Here is a 2,386-nt window from a genome sequence, read left to right as displayed (position 1 = left end):
CGCGCTGTACGACCTGGACCTGTTCCTCCCGGAGGAGTGGCGGGGTGCCGTGGCCTTCGCGAGGGACGGCGGCCGGACCCGGCACCTCGTCGCGAGCGTGCACGGCATAGCGGTCGTGGAGACGGACGCCGACGCGTTGCGGGACTGGCCGCGTGGTACGGGCCTGGACACCTCCTCGGCGGAGGAACCACCGCCCGGACCGGCCCCCGCCGTGCGGCGGCCCACGGGTCCGCTCACCGCGGCCCGGGTCGACGACGCCTTCGGCGGCGCACGGCACGTGGTGCGCATCGCCGAGAGCGACCTGCCCGAGGGGCTTGGCCACGCGGGCAGCAGGCGGTACCTGCGCGACGTCGGTCTGCCCGCCTGGTGGGTGTGCCACAGCGCTCAGTACGAGACCCACCCGCTCGACGTCCTGCGTCCACCGGCGGAGGGTGCCCTGCCGGACGCGGGCCTGCCCGACGGGGTGGCCGCCGCCGACCTGATCGCCTTCGGCGCCACCGACCACGGCGAGCTGTACCTCCACCGTCACGACGGCACGGTGCACATCCGCAGCCGCCTGACCCGAGGTGGCGACGAGGTACTGGTGCTGGCGGAACTGGCCCCGGACCTGTCCGACCAGGACACCGCGACGGGCAGGGTGTGGAGCTGGCTCTACGCCGGCATCACGGAGCTGGGGGTGGACGGGTACTGAGCCCGTGCGGCGGGACCTGCCGCTGGACGACCGGGTGTCGTCGACGCGGACCCGGCGGCGGTGTCGTCACCTGCTGTGCACGATGCCACCGTTGACCTCGATCAGGTGGACCGGTCTCACGTCGGCGGAGCCGCTACCGGAGCCTCGTGGTCGCGCGGCTGCGGTGTCAGTGCGCTGACGTATCCTTCCCGGCACCGCACACCGACCGGGAGGAACAACAGAGTTGACCGGCCTGCCTGCTTATCCGCTGCCTTTTCAGAGTTCCCGTTCCATATGCTTCGCGCCACCGCGAACCCTGCGGGAACTGCAGATGATGGAATGCAGCTCACACATTCGGGCCAAGCCGGGATGGTTCGACAAGCTGAACGACGCCGACATCGTGGCCCGATGGACACGAGAGGCGATCGACCAGGGCCTCACCGAAGCGCAGATCCGCTACGTGATCGACGAACTCGCGCATTACGCCGCGCTGCGGGACGAACGAACCGGCATCGAGGTGTCCGCCGTCGACGGGGTGTGGCAGTCGGACACACTGGTCGACGAGCGACTCAGGTCCCGGCTGCGCGAGGCGGTCCGAGTTCTGGAAGAAGTCCCTGACGCCGAGAAGGACTGGCACCCCGGATCCGGCGGCCAGGTACTGGACCTGGTTCATCCCTCCCTGTTCTGCCTGGTGAGAGACGTGAGCGGCGCGCCGGAGCGGGCTTGGGACAACCCGACGGACCGCTTCTCGAAGCACGAGTTCTCCGAGAAGTACCAGTGGTTGCCCACGGACGTGGACGTCAGCGACGACGGTGGCGTCACCTTCCGCTCGTACGTCAACAACGTGCACCCTGAGGCCCATCATGAATTGGCCTCGGTCCTGCCGGACTTGTTCGCGTGCTTCCGGCCCTTGTGGGAGAACGTGCTCACCGACCTGCGCCACCCCCGCCCCCTGCGGATCGAGGCCGATCCCTATGCGTGGTACGACTCGGAGCCAGAGTACCCGGACAAGTCCAACTACAGTGACGACGAGGCCCACGCGGAAGCAGTCCGTGCGTGGGAACAGGCGCAGGACGAGTGGTGGGAGAACCGCCGCCCCGTCATCCCGGACGCGCCTGTCTTCACGCCGCCCGAGGTACCCGACGCCGCCGCCCGAGTCGACCTGCGCGGCCGCCGTCTGCAGGTCATCGTCAAACTCGCCACCATCCATCTCACCCCGGACAGGCCCGAGTACCCCGGCGGTTCCTGGCATGTCGAAGGCATGGTGAACGAGCGGATCGTATCGACCGGCATCTACTACTGGGACAGTGAGAACATCACCGAAAGCCGACTGAGTTTCCGAGCGGCAGTCGACGACCCGGACTACGAACAGAACGACGACAACGGTGTGCGCGAGGTCTACGGCTTGGAGGACGAGGAGGCACTGAACCAGGTGCTGGGATCGGCCTCGACCCCGGCGGGCCGCTGTCTGGCGTTCCCGAACATCCTGCAACACCGCGTCGGCCCGTTCGGCCTCGTGGACCCCGCCCGCCCGGGCCATCGCAAGATCCTCGCCTTCTTCCTGGTCGATCCGTCGGAAGAAATCGTCTCGACCTCCGATGTGCCACCGCAGCAGCCATGGTCCGCCACCTCGACCATGACGCTTGAGCAGGCCAAGGCCCACCGCGAACAACTCATGCGGGAGCGCAAGTTCTTCGTCGCCGAGCACAACGAGCA

General features: G+C 68.4%; 2 protein-coding genes. Both read left to right on the top strand.

All coding sequences use genetic code 11. The features are described 5' to 3' along the window. Positions 1-691, top strand: a 691-nt coding sequence (locus tag IE312_RS38425; protein ID WP_229898844.1) for an SUKH-4 family immunity protein, incomplete at its 5' end; no start/stop codon positions are given. Positions 692-914: 223 nt separating this feature from the next. Then, positions 915-2,386: DUF4246 domain-containing protein (locus IE312_RS01485; protein WP_189977519.1), on the top strand; the 1,472-nt coding region annotated here is incomplete at its 3' end.

Origin of the sequence: Streptomyces capoamus (genome assembly GCF_014654935.1) — a bacterium.
In the GTDB taxonomy this organism is placed as follows: domain Bacteria; phylum Actinomycetota; class Actinomycetes; order Streptomycetales; family Streptomycetaceae; genus Streptomyces; species Streptomyces capoamus.
The sequence above is the reverse complement of the archived record's forward strand: the minus strand, read 5'-3'. Positions and strand labels throughout refer to the sequence as shown.